The organism is Streptomyces incanus (genome assembly GCF_042656345.1).
In the GTDB taxonomy this organism is placed as follows: Bacteria; Actinomycetota; Actinomycetes; order Streptomycetales; family Streptomycetaceae; genus Streptomyces; species Streptomyces incanus.
Window position 1 is genome coordinate 22,419 of sequence record NZ_JBHSPC010000001.1, and the last position, 15,942, is coordinate 38,360.

Annotated in this window: 12 protein-coding genes; 11 read left to right on the plus strand and 1 reads right to left on the minus strand. The window is 72.8% G+C overall.

Annotation, left to right across the window (positions count from 1 at the left end; translation table 11 throughout):
- Positions 1-11 precede the first annotated feature (11 nt).
- The 8 genes from ACFP2V_RS00115 (at position 12) to ACFP2V_RS00150 (ending at position 11,863) form a co-directional block, all read left to right on the plus strand.
- Positions 12-1,646: a nitroreductase family protein gene (locus ACFP2V_RS00115; RefSeq protein ID WP_381204198.1), complete on the plus strand. Its 1,635-nt coding sequence runs from the start codon at positions 12-14 to the stop codon at positions 1,644-1,646.
- 55 nt (positions 1,647-1,701) lie between these two features.
- A complete protein-coding gene (locus tag ACFP2V_RS00120; RefSeq protein WP_381204276.1) occupies positions 1,702-4,488 on the plus strand; it encodes a lantibiotic dehydratase in 2,787 nt (928 codons plus the stop codon).
- A complete protein-coding gene (locus tag ACFP2V_RS00125; protein ID WP_381204199.1) occupies positions 4,476-5,606 on the plus strand; it encodes a lantibiotic dehydratase C-terminal domain-containing protein in 1,131 nt (376 codons plus the stop codon). Before ACFP2V_RS00120 ends, ACFP2V_RS00125 begins: the two co-directional genes overlap by 13 nt.
- Positions 5,603-6,775 carry a metalloprotease gene (locus ACFP2V_RS00130; RefSeq protein WP_381204200.1) on the plus strand — a complete coding sequence of 391 codons (1,173 nt, stop codon included), beginning with the start codon at positions 5,603-5,605 and terminating at the stop codon, positions 6,773-6,775. Before ACFP2V_RS00125 ends, ACFP2V_RS00130 begins: the two co-directional genes overlap by 4 nt.
- A 46-nt stretch (positions 6,776-6,821) precedes the next feature.
- Positions 6,822-7,784, plus strand: coding sequence for an ABC transporter ATP-binding protein (locus ACFP2V_RS00135; RefSeq protein ID WP_381204201.1), 963 nt, complete (start codon positions 6,822-6,824; stop codon positions 7,782-7,784).
- On the plus strand, positions 7,781-8,536 hold the full coding sequence (locus ACFP2V_RS00140; RefSeq protein ID WP_381204202.1) for an ABC transporter permease: 756 nt from the start codon (positions 7,781-7,783) through the stop codon (positions 8,534-8,536). The genes ACFP2V_RS00135 and ACFP2V_RS00140 overlap by 4 nt, the downstream gene beginning before the upstream one ends.
- On the plus strand, positions 8,533-10,488 hold the full coding sequence (locus ACFP2V_RS00145) for a TOMM precursor leader peptide-binding protein (RefSeq protein WP_381204203.1): 1,956 nt from the start codon (positions 8,533-8,535) through the stop codon (positions 10,486-10,488). Before ACFP2V_RS00140 ends, ACFP2V_RS00145 begins: the two co-directional genes overlap by 4 nt.
- A 70-nt stretch (positions 10,489-10,558) precedes the next feature.
- On the plus strand, positions 10,559-11,863 hold the full coding sequence (locus ACFP2V_RS00150) for an amidohydrolase (RefSeq protein ID WP_381204204.1): 1,305 nt from the start codon (positions 10,559-10,561) through the stop codon (positions 11,861-11,863).
- A gap of 401 nt (positions 11,864-12,264) precedes the next feature.
- Here ACFP2V_RS00150 and ACFP2V_RS00155 read toward each other — a convergent pair whose 3' ends face one another.
- On the minus strand, positions 12,265-13,449 hold the full coding sequence (locus ACFP2V_RS00155; protein ID WP_381204205.1) for an acyltransferase family protein: 1,185 nt from the start codon (positions 13,447-13,449) through the stop codon (positions 12,265-12,267).
- A gap of 356 nt (positions 13,450-13,805) precedes the next feature.
- Here ACFP2V_RS00155 and ACFP2V_RS00160 point away from each other — a divergent pair, with 356 nt between their 5' ends.
- From ACFP2V_RS00160 to ACFP2V_RS00170, 3 genes are all read left to right on the plus strand, one after another.
- On the plus strand, positions 13,806-14,828 hold the full coding sequence (locus ACFP2V_RS00160; RefSeq protein ID WP_381204206.1) for a sporulation protein: 1,023 nt from the start codon (positions 13,806-13,808) through the stop codon (positions 14,826-14,828).
- A 178-nt stretch (positions 14,829-15,006) separates the two neighbouring features.
- Positions 15,007-15,273 (plus strand): GlsB/YeaQ/YmgE family stress response membrane protein, encoded by a 267-nt coding sequence (locus ACFP2V_RS00165; RefSeq protein ID WP_381204207.1) that lies wholly within the window; start codon positions 15,007-15,009, stop codon positions 15,271-15,273.
- A gap of 81 nt (positions 15,274-15,354) precedes the next feature.
- Positions 15,355-15,930, plus strand: coding sequence for a TerD family protein (locus tag ACFP2V_RS00170; protein ID WP_381204208.1), 576 nt, complete (start codon positions 15,355-15,357; stop codon positions 15,928-15,930).
- The last annotated feature ends 12 nt before the right edge of the window (positions 15,931-15,942 follow it).

A 15,942-nucleotide genomic window follows, 5' to 3' on the forward strand; every position in this document is an offset into this window, starting at 1 on the left:
AGGGGGATCTTGTGGGGTACGCCCATGAATACGCGCACGCCATCCTGCACCGCGGCCGCGTCCCGATGGAGCCCACCGACCATGTCGTGAACTGGGACGACGGCCCGCGCAAGGGCAAGTACTATCCGCACGCCGAGGCGTTCGCCCTGCCCGCCACCGAGGACCTCGCCGACGTCCCGGTCGGGCCGGGTCTGCTGCCCGGCACCGTCCCGGTGCGGGACGGCGACGCCGCCCGCGGCTTCAGCCTGCCGCTGCTGTCGGCGATGCTCCAGGACTCCTACGGGCTGACCGGGCGCCGCCTGGGCATCCAGGCCAACACCGACCTGCCCGGTCTGCCGTTCTACACGCACGCCAACTGGTCGCGCGGCACCGCGGGCGGCGGGGGCCTGTACCCGGTGAGCATCCACTGGGCGTCCGGTGCCTCCGGTCCCCTCACCCCGGGCCTGCACTACTACGACATCCACCGGCACGCCCTGCAGCGGCTGCTGGCCGGCGACGTCACCGACCGGGTCCGCCGGGCGCTGGGCCCGGACGTGCCCGCCGAGGCCCTCGACACCGACCAGTACCTGATCCTCGGCGTCAAGTACTGGCAGAACTCCTTCAAGTACAACAGCTTCTCCTTCCACGTGGTCTCCACCGACGTCGGCACCCTGGTGCACACCTGGCGGATCTGGGCCGCCGCCCGGGGGCTGCGCCTCGCCCCCGTGATGTGGTTCGACGAGCCCCGGCTGAACGAGCTGCTCGGGGTGACGGGCGAGGAGGAGTCCGTGTTCGCGGTCGTGCCGCTGCACTGGGACGCACCGGCGCCCCGGCGGGACCCCGCCCGCGAGGACGTCCCGCGCACCGACCCGGCCCACCGGCCCTCCGTCCGGCACCGGGACGTCGAACGCTCCCGCACCCTGCTGGACTTCAGCGCGCTGCGTGAGATGCACTCCGCGACCCTGGCCGGCGCCGCCGACCGGCCCGCCCCCGGAACGCTGGCGGCCGCCGCGGCCCGGCCCACCGACGCCGGCGGCGACCGGGTGGAGCTGCCTGCTCCGGCCTTCCCCGGCACCGGCCTGCGCCGCACCCTGCGCGACCGCCGCTCCAGCTTCGGCCGGTTCGACGCCCGGCGCCGGGTGGCCAGGGAGCACCTCTCGGCGGTGCTGGCGGCCTGTGCCGGGACCCGGCTGGCGGGCGACACCGACCCGGCCGGCGAGGTCCGGCTCGCCCGGATGTACGCCTTCGTCAACCACGTCGAGGGCGTGGAGCAGGGTGCGTACGTCTACGACGCCGACCGCGGCGACCTGCGGCTGGTCGCCGCCGGCCCGCAGGGCTCCTTCCTGCAGGAGAACTACTTCCTGGCCAACTACAACCTGGAGCAGGCCGGGGTGGTCCTCGTGCCCACCGTGCGGACCACCGCCGTGCTGGACGCCGTCGGCGACCGCGGCTACCGGCTGGCCGTCGGCACCGCCGGCGCCGTCGCGCAGAGCTTCTACCTGGCGGCGTCCGCCCTGAGCCTGGGCGCCGGTGTGGCGCTCGGCTTCGACAACGTCTCGTTCGTCGAGCGGCTCGGCCTGGCGGACGGCGACGAGGCCCCCCTGCTCATCATGGCCCTCGGTCACGAACGGCCCGGGCCCGCCGACCTCCGCCACGAGATCGCCTGACGGCCGCGAAGGAATGCTCATGACCCCGATAGAGTCCGGCACCCCGGACACCCTCATGGAGCCCGTCGTCCCCGGCGCCCACTGGGAACTCGGCCGGCGCTTCGTGCTGCGCGCCGCCGGCCTGCCCGTCGAGACCGTGCACGGCCTGCGCTGCCCCGGCACCCGCCGCTGGGCCGACACCGTGCTGGACGAGGAGGAACGCCTGAGCGCCGCCGGTGCGGCGCTGAGCGACCTGCTGCACGCCCTGGTCAAGTCGACCACCGGCCCCGAGGAGGACCCGGGTGACGCGGCCGCCCGCCGCGGCCTGATCAACCTGCGGCGGCAGATCTTCAACAACCGGCTGCCGGCCGACCCCGCGGCCGCCGTCCGCCTGGTGGCGAAACGGGCCCCGGAGACCGGCCGGCTCACCGAGGAGTGGCTGCGCGACCGTGCCCGCCTGGAGGAGCTCCGGGCCGAGGGCGCCGACCTCCTCGCCGGTGAACTGCGGGAGAACCGCGGCGCGTTGCGCGAGGTGTTGGCCGACGACCGGCTGCGCCTCGGTCTGCTGCTCGCCTCGCCCGCCCTCGACGGGCGGCTGGACACCTACCTGCGCGACACCAGCCCGCGGCCGGGCAACCGCCTGCGCAAGATCGAGCGGTCCGCGCTGACCTACCTGTACCGCACGGCCTGCAAGACCAGCCCCTTCAGCACCTTCACCGGCATCGGGCTGGGCGCCTTCACCGAGGACCCACAGGACGACGGGGCGGCGCTGCGCACCGGCGAGGACTGGGTGAGCCACGTACGGCTCAACGTGGTGGCCCTGGCCCGGCTCACCGAACTGATCATGTCCGACCCGGGTCGCCGCCAGGACCTGCCGGTGGTCCTCTCGCCGGGCTGGGGACGCGACGCGGACCGTATCCGCTACGTACGCCACGTACTGGCCGCGGGCGACGACAGCGCCGCGGTCACCTTCGACGCGGTCCGCGACCGGCTGTTCTTCCTGCGCAGCAGCGGAACCCTGGAGCGGCTGCTGGAGTGGCTCGGCGGACACGCGCAGCCGGTGCGCCACCGGGACCTGGTGGCCTGGCTGGAGAGCGAGCACGACGCGGGACACCAGGCGTGCGAACGGTACGCGTCGGCTCTGCTGGACCTCGGCATGGTGCAGGTGCCGGTGCTCCGCGCGGACGTGCACGACCGCGACCCGCTGCGCTCCTACCAGGACGCCCTGCACTCGCTGGGGGCCGCCTGGGCCGACCGGCTGGCCGGCCTGCTGGACGGCCCGGCCCACTGCCTCGACCGCTACACCGGGGCCGGCGTCGACGAACGCCGTTCTCTGCTGGGCACCCTGCGGACGGGACTCCTCGACGCCCAGCGGGAACTGGGGGCGGCCGAACCGGCGCTCCCGCAGACCCTGGTGTACGAGGACGTGGACACCGGTGACGTGTCCGCGTGCGCGTCCGCTGTGCTCGGCGGGGACACCGGACGGGCCCTGCGCGCCGTCGAGGGCGTCCTGCCGCTGTTCGACCTGACACTGCCGCAGCGCATCACCCTGATGGGTTTCTTCATCGCCCGCTACGGCCGCGGCGGCCGATGCGACGACCTGCTCGGCCTGGTCCACGACTTCCACGAGGACTTCTTCGACCAGTACATCTCCTTCACCTCCAAGCGGGCCTCCTTCGACGACCAGGGCGCCTACGTGCCCGAGGAGAACTGGCTCGGGCAGAACGAGATGAAATCGCTCGACCGGGCCCGCCGCCACTTCCACGCGGGGATGAGCGCCCTCTGGCGGGACGGCGCGCAGCGCGGCGCCGAGGAAATCGAGCTTCCCGCCACGCTGCTGTCCGAGACCGCCGGCGAACTCGGCGGGATCACCGGTCACTTCACTCCGCAGAGTCACCACCTGCAGCTCTCCCGGCCCGAGGGCGGCCGGCCCCTGGTGGTGCTCAACAAGTCGTACGGCGGACTGGCTTTCCCCTTCAGCCGGTTCACCCACCTCTACGACGGCACCGCCCCGGACGGCGACCCCGCCGCTCCCGGATTCTGCGACGCGCTGCGCGCGGAGATGGCGGCCCGTTGCCCGGACGGCGCCGTGCTGGCGGAGGTCACCGGCGGTCCGGTCACCAGCAACCTGAACCTGCACGGGCGGCTGACCGACTACCAGGTCGTGTGTCCCGGCGAGACCAGCACCGTGCCCGAGGAGGACCGGATCCACCTGGACGACCTCTACGTCGTCCACGACGAGGCGGCCGGCCGCCTGCTGCTCCGCTCCCGCCGCCTCGGCCGCGAGGTCGTGCCGGTGTACCTCGGCTACCTGGTGCCGATCGCGCTCCCGGAGATCCCGCGCAGCCTGCTGCTCCTCTCCCCCAGCACCATGGCGCCCTTCGACGTCTGGTCGGGGGTGCCCGAGGACGAGGCGGTCGACGGCGTCACCCGCAGGCCCCGGGTCACCCACGGGGACGTGGTGGTCGGCCGGCGCACCTGGACGGCGGACGCCGAGGTCCTGCCGGTCCGCGCCCAGGGCTCGGGCGAGGAGGAGCACTATCTGGAGTACCGGCGCTGGCAACGCGCCCACGGCCTGCCGGACCGCTGCTTCGCCACGGTCTCCCACCCCGGTCAGGGCCCCATCGGGGCCAAGCCCGTCTACGTCGACTTCGACAGCCCGCTGTGCCTGGCCACGTTCGACGCCCTGGTGGAGCGGAAGCCCGGTACCCGGGTGGCCTTCCGGGAGATGCTTCCCTCCGAGGACGGCCTCCACCTCACTTCCCGGCGCGGCCGGCACGTCGCCGAACTCGCCGTGGAGACCTTTACCACCCGTCAGCAGCCGCAGTCCGACCAGGAGGTCGCACCGTCATGTCCGAACTGACCGAACCCGCGGCCTTCCGGCCCGTCCCGGGCACCGCCGCCTCGCCGTGGCTGGCACTGCACATCTTCTACGCCGCCAACCCCCAGCCGCTGCTGGTGAAGTGCGTCCGTCCGCTGGTGGAGCGGCTCACCGAGGAGGGGCTGCTGTCCGGTTACTTCTTCATCAACTACTGGCTGGAGGGTCCGCACGTCCGGCTGCGGCTGCGTCCGAGCGGTCCGGCCGCCGAGGCCGAGGTGCGGCGCCGCGCCGAGGAGGCGATCAGCGGCTTCCTGAAGACCCGCCCCGCCCTGTACGAGGTCGACTCGGGCTTCCTGAAGGACTTCTACAACTCCCTGTTCGACATCGAGTTCCCCGATGAGGACCGTGCCGCTTACATGGGCCCGGACGGCCGGATGAACCTCAGGCCGAACAACTCCTTCTCCTACGAGGCCTACGCCCCCGAGTACGCCAAGTACGGCGGCCCGGCCGGTGTGGAGCTCGCCGAGTGGCACTTCCGGCACTCCAGCGACCTCGTGCTGGAGGCGTACCGGAGCATGAACCTGCACCTGCGGACGGTGCTGCTGGGCACCTCCGCGCAGCTGATGATGGTGATGGCCGGCTGCTTCCTGCCCGAGGAGGAGCGGCTCGCGGACTACCTGGACTCCTACTACGAGTTCTGGCACCGGCTGTTCCCCGGCACCGGTTTCATCGGGTCCAGCGAGTACGAGCGCACCTACGAGCGGGAGGCACCCGTCCTCGGTGCCCGTTTCGCCCAGGTGCGGCAGACGGTGGCGAGCGGTGACCTGTCCCGGCTGCCGGCGTTCCTGCGCCGCTGGGCCGAACACTGCCTGGAGCTGCGCGAGCGGGTGGTGGACCTCACCGCACGCGGCGAACTCGCCTTCCCGGCGTGGGACGGCCCGGCCCGGGAGGACGCCGGCCAGGTGCGCGCCGAGGACCCCGACGCGGCCCCCCTGGTGACGGTCACGCACGCCCCGGCGGTGCTGCCCCGCCTCCTCTCGCCGTACATGCACATGACGAACAACCGGCTGCACGTCACCATCCGGGACGAGGCGTACCTGGCCTTCGTCCTGGGCCGGGTGCTGCGGGAACCGACCGGGGGACGGCAGGCGGCCTCATGAGCGCCACCGACCACGCCGGCACGGCCGCCGGCCAGTCCGGCCGGGCCCCCGACGGCGGCCCGGCGGCGGCCCCGGCCGCCGCCGCCCGGGCCTACCGGCCCGCCCTGCGGCCGGGCGTACTGATCAGCCCGCCGCTGCTGCGCGGCCCGCGCACCGTGCACCTGATCAAGCACCCGGTCAGCGGCGCCGCGTTCGAGGTGGGCCCGCGCGAGCACTTCGTCATCGGCCTGCTCGACGGGACACGGAACGTCGACGACGTCGTGGCCGCGTACGCGGAACGCTTCCGGCGCAGGCTGCCGGAGGAGCAGTGGACGCGGCTCCTGGGCCTGCTGGGCACCCGGGGCCTGCTCGACGGCTCCCCGGAACCCGCGCCACCGGAGCCCGGCCCGGCACGTACCGGCACCTTCTGGGCGGGCAGCCGGCGGACCGTCGCCGACGCCCACGCGACGACCGGGCGCCTGCACCGGCTGCTGCGGCCGGTGCTGCGCCCCTGGGCGCAACTGCCGGTGGCCGCCGCCGTCGTGGTGATGACCGTCGCCGTCCTCTGGGACGCGGGGGCGTTCCTCGACGGGACGTGGGAGCTGCTCACCAGCCCCCTGGCGCTCGTCCCGTTCGCGGTCTTCCTCTGGTTCAGCATCTGCCTGCACGAGCTCGCCCACGGCGTCGCCGCCCGGCACTACGGCGGAGTGGTGTCCGAGATCGGGCTGCGCTGGCGGTTCCCGGCCATGATGATGTACTGCACGGTCGACAACTACCTGTTCCTGCCCGGCCTGCGGGCGAAGCTGGTGGTCGCCGCCGCGGGTGCCTACGTCAACCTGGCGCTCCTGCTGCCCTTCGCTCTGTGGCGGGCGCTCCTGGACCCGGCCGACCCGGTCCGCCCGGTGCTGACCGGGATGCTCTTCGTCGGCATCGTGCAGGCGCTGAGCAATCTGGTCCCGCTGCCCCCGCTGGACGGCTACCGCATGCTCGGCCACATCCTGGGCGCCGCCAACCTCGCCCCGGAGACCGGCGCGTACCTGACCCTGCGCCGCCGCGGGCGGGACGCCGTCGCCGACTACCCGCAGCGCGCCCGCCGCCTGTACGCCTCCTACGCCGTCACCGCGGCCGCCCTGGTGCTCGTCGCGGCGGCCGGCACCTGCGCCGCCGTCGTGTGGCTGTTCCTCCGCTGACTCTCCGACCCTGAAAGAACACGCAACTCATGAATGAGGTACCCGTATGAGCTCCCCCTCCCCCACCACGGACCACGGAGCCCAACCGGCCGTCGTGGTCGACGACGTGACCAAGAACTACGGCAGCCGGCGGGCGGTCGACGGGGTCTCTCTGGACATCCGGCGCGGTGAGTTCTTCGGGCTGCTGGGTCCCAACGGGGCGGGCAAGTCCACCCTGGTGGAGATCATGGAAGGGCTGCGCCGGGCCGACTCCGGCTCGGTCACGGTGTTCGGCGAGTCGCCCTGGCCACGCAACACCGCGCTGCTGCCGCGCATGGGCGTACAGACCCAGTCCTCGGCCTTCTTCGTGCGGCAGACCGTGCACGAGCACCTGCGCACCGTCGCGGCGCTGTTCGGCACGGACCGTGCGGCCGTCGACCGCACCCTGGAGGCCGTGGGTCTGGGCGGGAAGCACGACGTCCTGGTCGACGACCTCTCCGGTGGCCAGCGGCAGCGGCTCGCCATCGCCTCCGCACTGGTCCACGGCCCCGAACTGATCTTCCTCGACGAACCGACCGCCGCACTGGACACGGAGGGCAGGCGCGATCTGTGGGAGGTGCTGCGGGGGCTGAAGGCGGAGGGCCGGACCATCGTCTACACCACCCACCACCTGGACGAGGCGGAAGCGCTCTGCGACCGGGTGGGCATCCTGGTGGAAGGCCGGCTCGTCGTCACCGACGAGCCGCAGAACCTGATCGGGACCTTCGGCGCCGCCAGCCGGCTACTGGTCCCGCTCGGCCGGATCGACGAGGAGCAGGCCGCCGGCCTGCCGGGCGTCGAGGGCGTCACCGTACAGGGCGGGCACCTCGTTCTGCAGACCCGCGCCACCGGCCGGGTCCTCGCCGCCCTCGACCCCCTCACCGGTCTGGACGGCGTGCAGACCCGCAGCCCCAGCCTCGAGGACGTCTACCTCGAGCTCACCGCCCGGCCGCAGTCCCCCCTCGCATCGAACAACCAGGAGCAGTCATGAGCGCCTACTCCGCGCTGACCACGGCGGGCTACCGCGCCCAGGTCCGGGACAAGACGACCGTCTTCTTCACCTTCGCCTTCCCGCTGATCTTCCTCGTCGTCTTCGGTCTCGTCTTCCGCGGTCGCAGCGTCGAGGAGAGCGGCTTCTCCTATCTGTCCTACACGGCCGCCGGGGTGCTCTCCTGGGGTGTCGCCAACGCCGCCGTCTTCGGCATCGGGTTCACGCTGATGCAGTGGCGCTCGGACGACATCCTGCGCATGATCAGGCTGTCCCCCGCCCCGCTGACCGCCGTCATCGGTTCCCGCTACGTGCTCGCCCTGGGCGTGGGCCTGGTGCAGTCGGTGCTGTTCATCGGGGTGGCGATGCTTCCGGGCTTCGACCTGGTGCCCGACTCCCGGTGGCCGCTGCTGATCCCCGTCATGATCCTCGGCATCACCACGTTCCTGCTGCTCGGGGTGATCATCGGCAGCATCGCCGACACCCCGGAGTCGGTGGCCGGCATCGCCAACTTCCTGATGCTGCCCATGGCGTTCCTGTCCGGTTCGTTCTTCCCGCTGGACGCCATGCCGGACTGGCTGCAGAAGGTCTCGATGGTCCTGCCGCTGCGCTACCTCAACGACGCGGTGTCGGCCGCGCTGACCGGCCGCGGCGATCTGACGGACATCGGCTGGGGCTCCCTCGGACTCGTCGTGTTCGCCGTGGTCTTCGGTGCCGTCGCGGCGCGCACCTTCCGCTGGACGAAGTCCTCATGAGCGCCGCGACCCTGCCGCTCGCGCACCCCATGGCGCGGGCCCGCGACGCCCTGCAGGAAACCCTGGACGGCCACTTCGGCGCCGAGGACGCCCCCCGGGTGGTTCCGGTGGGCGCCGTCGGCGCGGGCGGCCCGGACGCCCGGGACCGGGACCCGTGGGCCGCGGACCGGCCCACCGCGCTGGTCCACGTCACCGCCTCGGCGGTGCTGCTCGGCCCATGGGGCGGCGACGGGACCGCTCCCGCCTGCGGCCGCTGCCTGGCCCTGCGCTGGCAGCGGCTGCGCAGCCGCAGCGAACGCAACGCCCTGGAGACCGCCGGGCCCGACGGGCCCCGTCCGGCCGGGGCCTGGCCGGTGCTCACCGGTCACGTCCGGGACGCCGTGACCGCGCTGTGCGAGGCGCTGCTGCGCGGGCCGCTCCCGGCGCCCCCGGCAGAGCATCCGGCGGACCGGGCCCTGCCGCAGGTGACCCGGCTGGACCTGGCGAACCTGACGATCCGGACGTACCCGCTGCTCGCCGACCCGCTCTGCCCGGACTGCGGCCGCCGCGCCCCGGCAACGGCCGCAGTCGAGCCGCTCACCCTCGCCTCGCGCCCCAAGCCGGACCCGGACGCCTACCGGCTGCGGTCGGCCTTCGCCTACCCGCTGCCCACCGACGCCCTGGCCAACCCGGTCTGCGGCGCCCTGGGGGCCGGCACCTGGACCGACGTCACCTCGTCCACCACCGCCCCGGTGGCCGGCAGTGCGTTCGTCCGCGGCTACGCGGGACTGCACGACGTCACCTGGAGCGGGCAGGAGAACTCCTTCGCCACCAGCCGCCGGCTGGCGTTCCTGGAGGGCCTGGAACGGTACGCGGGCACCCATCGGCGCGGGGGCCGCGTCCCGGTCGTCGGCTCCTACGAGGAGCTGCGGGCCGACGCGGTCGACCCCGAGGTGTGCGGGCTGTACAGCCCGGAGACCTACCGGGACGACCCGCTGACCGACCCCTTCGACCCGGGCCGCCCCATCCCCTGGGAGTGGGGCTGGTCGCTGCGGGACGAGCGTCCGGTGCTGGTGCCGTCGCGGCTGGTCTACTACAGCGCCCCGCTGGCCGGTGACAACTTCGTCTTCGAGTGCTCCAACGGCTGCGCCATCGGCGGCTGCCCGGAGGAGGCCGTCCTGGGCGGTCTGCTCGAACTCGTCGAGCGGGACTCCTTCCTGAACGGCTGGTACGGCGCGGCCCGGCTGCCCCGCATCGACCTGGCCACGGTGGGCAGTCCCACAGCCGTCGCGATGGCCGAGCGGGCCGCCCTGCAGGGCTACGACGTCCACGTCTTCGACAACCGGATCGACCTGGCGATCCCGGCCGTCACCGTGGTCGGCGTCCGCCGGGACGGCGGACCGGGCACCCTGTCCTTCGCCGCGGCGGCCTCCCTGGACCCGAGGTCCGCGGTCGAGGGGGCCCTGTCCGAGGTGCTGAGCTACATCCCGCACCTGTCCCGGCAGACCGCCGAACGCCGAGACGAACTGGAGGCCATGGCGGACGACTTCTTCCTGGTGCGCCACCTGAAGGACCACCCCCAGCTGTACGGGCTGCCCCGGATGTCCGCGTACGCGCGGGCCTACCTGGAGCCGTCCCCGGTCCGGCCCTTCGACGAGGTGTACGGGGACTGGGAGCGCCACGGCCGGCCCCGCACCGGTGACCTGCGGGACGACGTCGCGATGGTGCGGGACGAACTGGTCGCGGCGGGCCACGACGTGATCGTCGTCGACCAGACCTCGCCGGAGCAGGAGCGTGCGGGGCTGCGCACGGTCGCCACGGTGGTGCCGGGGCTGCTGCCGATCGACTTCGGCTGGAACCGGCAGCGGGCCCTGCTGATGCCCCGGCTGCGGACCGCGCTGCACCGCGGCGGGCACCGGGACCGTGACCTGACCGAAGCGGAGATCCTCCGGGCCCCGCACCCCTTCCCGTGAATCCGTCCCTCCCCTCCCGGGTCCCCACCGCAGCGCGGCGGGGACCCGGCCGTCCTTGCGGAGTCCGCCGATGAACCCGCCGTCCCACCCCTCCCCGGCTCCCCCGGCATCCGACGCCCCGGCCCCGGCCCCGGCCAGTCTCCTCGCCCGCGCCGGGGAGGTGCTGCGGCCCGCCCTCGACCTGTACCTGGACCTGCACGCGCATCCGGAGACGTCCGGGCGGGAGGAGCGCACCGCCGACCGTTTCGCCCGGTCCCTGGAGGCGGCCGGCTGCGCGGCGACCCGCCGGGTGGGCGGCCACGGCGTCGTCGGCGTCCTGCGCAACGGGGACGGTCCCCGGGTGTGGCTCCGGGCGGAACTCGACGCACTTCCGATCGAGGAGCGGACCGGACTGCCGTACGCCAGCGGCAACGGCGCCATGCACGCCTGCGGCCACGATCTGCACCTGGCCGCGGCCACCGGCGCGGCCGGCCTGCTCGCGCGCCTCACCGACCGGTGGCGGGGCACCCTGGTGGTGGTGGGGCAGCCCGCCGAGGAGACGCTGTGCGGGGCCGAGGCCATGCTGGGTGACGGACTGTACGAACGGTTCGGCCGGCCCGACGTCGTGCTGGCCCAGCACGCCGCGCCGCTGCCCGCGGGCACGGTCGCGCACGCGCCGGAGCGGGTGCCGATGGCGGCGGCCGGAGCGGTGCTCGACGTCCTGCTGCACGGGCGGGGCGGCCACGCCGCCACTCCGCACCTGGCGGTGGACCCGGTGGTCGCTGCGGCCTCCGTGGTGACCCGGCTCCAGGGCGTCGTGGCCCGCGAGACGGCGCCCGCCGACCAGGTGACCCTGACGGTGGGCACACTGCGGGCCGGGACGGCCGCCAACGTCATTCCCGACGAGGCCCGGCTGGGAATCGCGCTGCGCGCGGCGAACGAGGCGTCCCTGGAACGGGCGCTGTCCGCGGTGCGCCGCGTCGTCCTCGCGGAGAGCGCCGCCGCGGGGGCGCCGCGCGAGCCGGAGGTGATGGTCGCCTCCCGCTCGGCGGCCCTGCTGTGCGACCCGCACCACACCGCCTCCGTACGGCGGGCCCACGCCGCGCTCCTGGGCGCCGGCCGGGTGCTGGACTGGCCCGGCTCGATGGCCACCGAGGACTTCCCGTTGTTCGGGGACGCCGGCGCCCCCGGCCACGGCCTGCACGGAGTCCCGTTGGTCTACTGGATGCTGGGCGTGGTGGGCGCGCGGGAGTGGCGCCGAGCGGCGGCGGGCGGTCCCGACGCCGTGCCGGCCCCGAACCATTCCCCGTTCTTCGCCCCGCACATCGGCAGCGCCCTGCGGCCCGCGATCAGCGCGCTGGCGGCCGCGGCGGTGGACCGGTTCGCCGACAGGTAGCGGGCCACGGCCGGGCCCGGACCGGGCCGCCGCGGCACGCGCTCCGTGCGCCGGGCGGGCCGGCCGGTATCTCCTCCGCCGGTGGGGCGGCGCACGTACGGCCCGGAGCCTTCCACGGCTTCGACGCCTTCGCACCACGCGAAGCTGTCAGCCAGGGCGCCCGCAAGACCCGTTCCCGCCGGCTTCGGCGCACCTTCGCACACTCTCGGGAGCTGCGCCCGGTAGGTGACCGGCAGAACCGCGCTGCCCTGCCCGGTGAAAGGGGAGCCTTGGGACGGCCCGGGTCCTCTGACGGACGGTCCGGGTTTTTCGACGGTCCGGCCGGCTCCCGCGGCCACCGGCCGCCCGTGCGGGAAGGGGCGTACGAGCCCCCAGGGCAGGGCTCGTACGCCCCTCGGCTCCTAACCGGACTGCTGTGATGCCGGCGCCGGTGCCGGATCCGGTTCCCGTGCTGATGCCGGCGCGGGCGCGGAGGCCTGCCGTCGGAAGGCCCAGTCCATTTTCGGCTCGAACGCGGCACGGAAGATCCGCCGCACCGGTGCGGTGCACAGGGCGGTCACGACCACGGCCGCGATCACGGTGACGGTGATCTCGCCGAGCGGGGTGTGGAACCAGTCGTTGCGGGACCAGTGCCAGTGGTTGGCGGCCTGGATGAAGAAGCCGTGCAGCAGGTACCCGTACAGCGTGCCGGCGCCCAGCGCGGTGAACCACGTCCGGCGCCGCGGGACGAGGGCTACGAAGGCGGCGACGAGGACCGTCGAGCAGCCGAAGACCGCCAGCGTCATGACCGGCCCGTACCAGGAGGGCGCCGCGAGATCCTCGGCACTGGACTTGTGGAAGAACCAGGCGTAGTTCATCCGTGTCACGGCCCAGTAGGCCATGACCAGCGCGCCCGCGAACACCGGCACGGCCAGGATGCGCACCTCACGGCGGCGCACCATCTCGAAGTGCTTCTTCTGCAGTGAGAGGCCGAGCACGAAGTACGGCAGGAACTGAAGGGTGCGGTGGAGGTCGAGGTCCTTGCCGATGGACGGGGTGAGGGTGGCCAGTGCCGCGATGGTGAGGGCGAGGGGCAGCGGCCGGCGCAGGGCCCGCCAGATCGGGGTGGTCAGCCGCCAGATGAACAGAGCGGCCAGGAACCACGTCAGATACAGGGGGTCCAGCAGGCTGATCGAGCGGTCCGGTTCGTTGTCGCTCCACCGGGTGAAGAGGGTGTACGCCACCTCGAAGACGACATACGGCACGGCGACGCCGGTGATCAGGCGCTTGATCTTCCCCGGGCTCCAGTCGAAGCTGCGCGAGAAGTAGCCGGAGATGATGATGAACGCCGGCATGTGGAAGGCGTAGACCAGCGTGTAGAGGGCCACGACGGTGCGGCTCTCGCTGCGCAGTGGTTCCCACGCGTGGCCGACCGCCACCAGCACGATGGCCAGGTACTTGGCGTTGTCGAAGAGCGCGTCCCGCGGCTTCGCCGACCGGGTCCCCCCGCCGGCCGGTGCGGTGCCGGTGCGGGTCTCCTCCTTGCCCGGTCTCGTCGGCGACCCGTCCGTCTCCCCGGGGCTGCGCGAGGGCAGCGTTTCGTTCACGATTCCTTCCTTCGGGAACCCAGACAGAGCAGAACACCTCTTACAGGAGTTGCGTAAGTGACACGAGAGTAACGACCCGGGAAACCGTAACCGCGGCCGACGTCCGGGTAAACCCGAACCCGTGGACATGCGACCCTCGCGATCGTGCGCGGTGACGGGCGAGGGAGGTCTCGTGTCCACCGGCGGCGCGGGGCCCGCTTTCAGCCATTCCCGCCGCGTCGGCACCGAGTGCACGCCTGCCCGGATACCGCCGCCCTATGCTTCTACATGCCTGTAGAAGGCCTGTGCCGTGCGTCCGCGGAGACGTACGGCACTGCTCTTACGGAACACTCGCACGTGAAGGAGTGGACGCCGCGATGGTGTTCAAACGACTGCTCGGCTCGCTCGGTGTGGGCGGCCCCACGGTCGACACGGTCCTCGACCCCGGTGCGCCCCGGCCCGGAGCCGCGCTGACCGGGCAGGTCCATCTCAAGGGCGGTGACGCCGACTTCGACATCGAGCACATCACGCTGGAGCTGGTGGCTCGCGTCGAGGTCGAGCACGAGGAGGGGGAGGGCGAGGGCGTCGTCGCCTTCGAACGGTTCACCGTGGGCGGCGGCTTCAGGCTCGGCGCCGACGAACTGCAGAGCGTCCCGTTCACCGTGGCGCTGCCCTGGGAGACCCCCGTCACCGAGCTCCACGGCCAGGGCCTTGGCATCGTCCTGGGTGTGCGGACCGAGCTCGCCGTGGCGGGTGCCAGGGACAAGGGCGACCTGGACCAGCTGAGCGTCGGGCCGCTGCCCGTGCAGGAGGCGATCCTCGAGGCGTTCGGCGGGCTCGGGTTCGGCTTCCGGTCCGCCGATCTCGAGTACGGCCGCATCGGCGGCACCGGCCAGCAGCTGCCCTTCTACCAGGAGATCGAGCTGACCCCGTCGGCGCAGTACGCCCACCGGATCACCGAGATCGAGGTGACGTTCCTCGCCGGTCCCGGCGGCATGGAAGTCGTGCTGGAAGCGGACAAGCGCGGTGGGCTCTTCTCCTCCGGCCACGACGCGGTGAACCGGTTCACGGTCTCCCACGACGGTGTCGAGCACCAGGACTGGAACGCGATCGTCGACGAGTGGCTGCGCCGGCTCGTGGAACACCGGACTTCGCACGGCTCGTACGGCTCGCATGGCTCGTACGGCTCGCACGGCGATCACGGGCGTGCCGGGCACTACGGGTACGACGAGCGCCACCACGACGGGCGGCACTCCGGCCCCGGCATGGGGACGGTCGTCGCGGCGGGCGCGGCCGGACTGGCCGTGGGGGTCGTCGGCGGCATGGTCGCGGCCGAAGTCGTCGACGAGGTCGGGGACTTCTTCGAGGACGAAGAGGAAGAAGCGGAGGACGAGGGCTGACCGCACGGGGTGGGCCGGGCGCGGTATGCGCCCGGCCTGTCTCGCCTCGTCGCGCGACACCCCCACCCCACAACTTCTACAGAATTGTAGAGGTTAGGCTTGCCCATGCACGGACGCTTGCTGTGCCGCACCGTCGGCATGGCCGGCGCGGCACGGCGACACGACTAGGAGGGGCGTCATGGGCGTCATCGCATGGCTGGTGCTGGGACTGCTCGCAGGGGCGATAGCCAAGGCCGTCCTCCCCGGGCGCGACCCGGGTGGGCTCATCGGTACGACGGTCATCGGCGTCGCGGGGGCCTTCCTGGGCGGCTGGCTGTCGTCGCAGTTCCTGGACCGGCCGGTGCAACGGGAGTTCTTCGACGCCGCCACCTGGGGTTCGGCCATCGTGGGCGCGCTCGTCCTGCTCATCGGCTACCGCGTCCTCTTCGGCAACTCACGTAGCTGAGTGTCGGCCGGGAAGGACCCATCGACCGCGGACCACCGCGAATACTCGATACCACCGAGAACGACCGAGAAGGAGTACCCAATGGGAGTTTCCCTTTCCAAGGGCGGCAACGTCTCTCTCAGCAAGGAGGCCCCGGGCCTGACCGCGGTCGTGATCGGCCTCGGCTGGGACGTACGCACCACCACCGGCACCGACTACGACCTCGACGCCTCAGCGCTGCTGCTCGACGCCTCCGGCAGGGTGCTGTCCGACCAGCACTTCGTCTTCTACAACAACCTGAAGAGCCCGGACGGTTCGGTGGAACACACCGGGGACAACCTCACCGGTGAGGGCGAGGGCGATGACGAGTCCGTCAAGGTGAACCTCGCCGGTGTCCCCGCCGAGGTCGACAAGATCGTGTTCCCGGTCTCGATCCATGACGCGGAGAACCGCGGCCAGAGCTTCGGCCAGGTCCGCAACGCCTTCATCCGGGTCGTCAACCAGGCGAACAACCAGGAGATCGCCCGCTACGACCTCTCCGAGGACGCCTCCACCGAGACGGCGATGGTCTTCGGCGAGCTCTACCGCAACGGCGCCGAGTGGAAGTTCCGCGCCGTCGGCCAGGGATACGCCTCCGGGCTCGCCGGAATCGCCGCCGACTTCGGCGTCGGGGTCTGACACCCGGCCGTC